5 protein-coding genes are annotated in these 2,948 nt (G+C 49.7%); 3 read left to right on the top strand and 2 right to left on the bottom strand.

Annotated features, from left to right (window positions below):
• Together M3200_RS01205 and M3200_RS01200 are read right to left on the bottom strand one after the other, a co-directional pair.
• The coding region (locus M3200_RS01205) for a hypothetical protein (RefSeq protein ID WP_288178068.1) at window positions 1-313 on the bottom strand (313 nt) is incomplete at its 3' end.
• Between the two features lie 180 nt (window positions 314-493).
• Window positions 494-1,141, bottom strand: coding sequence for a hypothetical protein (locus M3200_RS01200; RefSeq protein ID WP_022381715.1), 648 nt, complete (start codon window positions 1,139-1,141; stop codon window positions 494-496).
• Between the two features lie 303 nt (window positions 1,142-1,444).
• Here M3200_RS01200 and M3200_RS01195 point away from each other — a divergent pair, with 303 nt between their 5' ends.
• The 3 genes from M3200_RS01195 to M3200_RS01185 are packed head-to-tail and all read left to right on the top strand — an operon-like array spanning window position 1,445 to window position 2,854.
• Window positions 1,445-1,672 (top strand): hypothetical protein, encoded by a 228-nt coding sequence (locus M3200_RS01195; protein WP_022381714.1) that lies wholly within the window; start codon window positions 1,445-1,447, stop codon window positions 1,670-1,672.
• Window positions 1,673-1,696: 24 nt separating this feature from the next.
• Window positions 1,697-1,939, top strand: coding sequence for a hypothetical protein (locus M3200_RS01190; protein WP_022381713.1), 243 nt, complete (start codon window positions 1,697-1,699; stop codon window positions 1,937-1,939).
• A gap of 12 nt (window positions 1,940-1,951) precedes the next feature.
• Entirely contained in the window at window positions 1,952-2,854 is a 903-nt protein-coding gene (locus M3200_RS01185; protein WP_022381712.1) for an RluA family pseudouridine synthase, read from the top strand.
• Window positions 2,855-2,948 lie beyond the last annotated feature (94 nt).

Genomic DNA, 2,948 nt, shown 5'->3' with positions numbered 1-2,948 from the left:
AGGACCGGATAAACCCGGGCCAGTCCTTTTCTGCATTTTTGAAACCTGCGTAAAGCTCGGTGAGAGGGCTGTAATCCCTGGCATACGATTTCAGGACATACTTGGCAATGTAAAGGCGGAAGACAATGTAATCGCAGAGAAACGAACGCCACCGTTCCTTGTCTTCTTCGAACGTGATGACCTTCTGCGCTTTGAGCATCTTCAGGAAAATCAGCGGAAGCCCGTAGCTTCCACGTGGCTGTGCCGTATAAGAGTAGAAAGCGCGCCGCGCAACCGACAGCCCTGCACTTTTGTAGTACATCCTTCTGTCCATGGGAATCCCTCCTTCCCGTCAGTTACCTTATTGTACTATGCCGCATGTACTTTGGACAGGGGAAGCCTTCACTTGCATAGTAAAGAGCCAAAGGAAGAGTGAGAAAATCAAAAAGAGAAAAGCCACAGGCACCGGCCCATGGCTTTTCCCCCGTTTATATTGAATTATGAAGGAACCTTGTCAAGCATACATGTCGCTTTTTCCGCCGCCTTCGAATTTCTTCTCTGCATTGGCTTCCATGTATACGCGGTCAGGAGTGAGTTCCATCATCCTGGCTGCTGCAGCTGCCGCAAACCCGTGCGTTTTATCATCGAAGTAATCGAGGAGCCCTTCAGTGACTTCCATGCCGGAAGCTTTTGCGACATTCTCGATGCATGCGCGGACCGGATCGCCGGAGCACTTCGTCTCCACAGCGCGGAGCTCATTCAGACGAGTGAGGACGTGCTCCCTTGTCAGGATGACGGAGCTCCTGCCCAGAGTGAGGAAGCAGCCGTCGAGCGCCTTTTTCAGGGCGATTGCCTTGAGGTACATCGGCATATCATCCATCAGGTCATGCAGTCCTTTCAGGATGGATTTCTTGTAGGAAGGAGCCATGCCCTCGCAGTCACGGATCACATTTCCTGCCACATGGAGCCTGTAGATCATGTATTCCCAGTAGAAGGTATCGACTTCGCCTTTGGCCGGTCCCTTGGAGCCGATTCCGCCGGCCTCTTCCCTGGACTTCTTCCACTCATAACGCAGGCTGCAGCCCGTATTCTTTCCAAACGCCTTCAGGGCTGTCATCATCATGCCCGAACCTACGAATTCCAGATAATCATTGACTGTCATTTGAACCGTCTCCTTTCTGCCCGTTCCATCGTGAAGCGGAACCAAATTATATAAAGTATGAACGAAGCGGATAAGCCGCTGAAATGTAATCCGGATAAGGGATGCCAGGCGATTCACCGGTGTGCCTGAATCATTCCTTTTTCTAATTTAATTATAAGTCTGAGTAACGTATAATAAAAATACAGTAATTGCATATAGCTTATAACAAATTTTCATTATTTTTAAAGGCGGGAAATTTGCCGGTATCGAAGGATTTACAGGACGCCCCTTTTCGTGTAGCATAGAACAAATAAGGAGAAATCTATGGAAAATACGAAAAGCCATTTCATCGAGATAGAAAGCCATGAGGGAAAAGACCTCATCATACGGTCGACCGCAAGCCGTGAAGAAACAGCAGGAATCCTTGCCGCTGCCCTTTGCCGCGCCGAAAACATCGACCCCTCCCATGAAAGAGACATTTCCGCATTCCTAAAGGTTCTCGCTGATGAATACAGAAGGGAAGACCTTGAAAAAGGCTCCCGCATCCAATAAACAAATAAAAGACAGAGGTTAAGCATGAGTGATATGAAAGAAGCAGCCGTCCAGATCCGCGTGAACGCAGACGGCAAAGTGACATTATCCATCGACGAGACGCTCCGCCGTTCCGTCATTACTGCCTGCTCCCAGGCATTCTGCGGCGCTTTTGACTTCGCAGGAGAACACGAAAATGAAGTCGTCAACGCATTGAAAGATTTCGCCGAAACGAATGCGGCCCACCCGCAGCCCGAGCTCGCTTTCAATCTGCCGACCGTCCACTAAGAAAGGAAGGGCATGGAAACATTCAAGATCGGCCCCAAGGACGAAGGAAAACGCCTGGACCAGTTCATGCAGGACAAGAAACACTGGCCAAGATCCCTTGTCATGAAAGCCATCCGCACCAAGAAACTGAAAGTCAACGGAAAGAAAGAAGACGCATCCTTCCGCCTCTCAAGGGGAGATGATGTCGTTTCCTATGTACTCGAAGAAAAGAAAAATACAGAGCCCGTCATTCTGTATGAAGACGAAAACTTTCTGGCGGCCGTGAAACCCGCCGGGCTCCTGTCCCTTGATCCTGAAGGAAAGGAAAAGGATACCCTTCTTACAAGAGTCAATAAGTACCTCGAAGGAAAAGGCGAAGCGCCGGCCATCCCGGTCCACCGCATCGACTTCCACACAGAAGGCATCCTCCTCTTCGCTAAGAACAGGCCCGCTGCCGATGTGTTGGAAGGCCTCATCCGTGACAGGAAAATAGGGAAGACCTACCTCGCCGTCGTCACAGGAAGAGTACAAAACAGCAAAGGCCGCCTCGAGCACCAGCTCTTCAAAGACGCCAAGCAGAACAAAGTCTTCGTCTCCGAAGAACGCATAAAAGGCTCCAAGACAGCCATCACCGAATACGAAAGAATGGCAGCCACAGGCGACCTTACCCTCGTGAAATGCCATCTCATCACAGGAAGAACCCACCAGATCCGCACCCAGCTCGCCCACATCGGCCACCCGATCTTAGGCGACGACAAATACGGATTCAAGGCGCTGAACAAAGAATATAAAGAAAGAGGCCAGCTCCTCTGTGCCTACCAGCTCTCCTTCGACTTCACTGAGGAAGGCGGCATCCTGTCCTACATCTCCGGCAAAATCATCCGCCTCCCGAAAGTAGCCTTCGTCCACAAATACTTCTCCGGCGTGCATTATTAATGTATATATAAAGAGAAGTATATAAAGAGATAAAGAGAAAAAACTGAGGAATGATGAATCGTGGCTTATAGGACATTTCGTGTTGTTTTTATAG

It is taken from the genome of Dialister sp. CAG:357 (genome assembly GCF_000435155.1).
GTDB classification, from domain to species: domain Bacteria; phylum Bacillota; class Negativicutes; order Veillonellales; family Dialisteraceae; genus Dialister; species Dialister hominis.
This window is presented reverse-complemented; position numbering and strand designations above follow the sequence as displayed.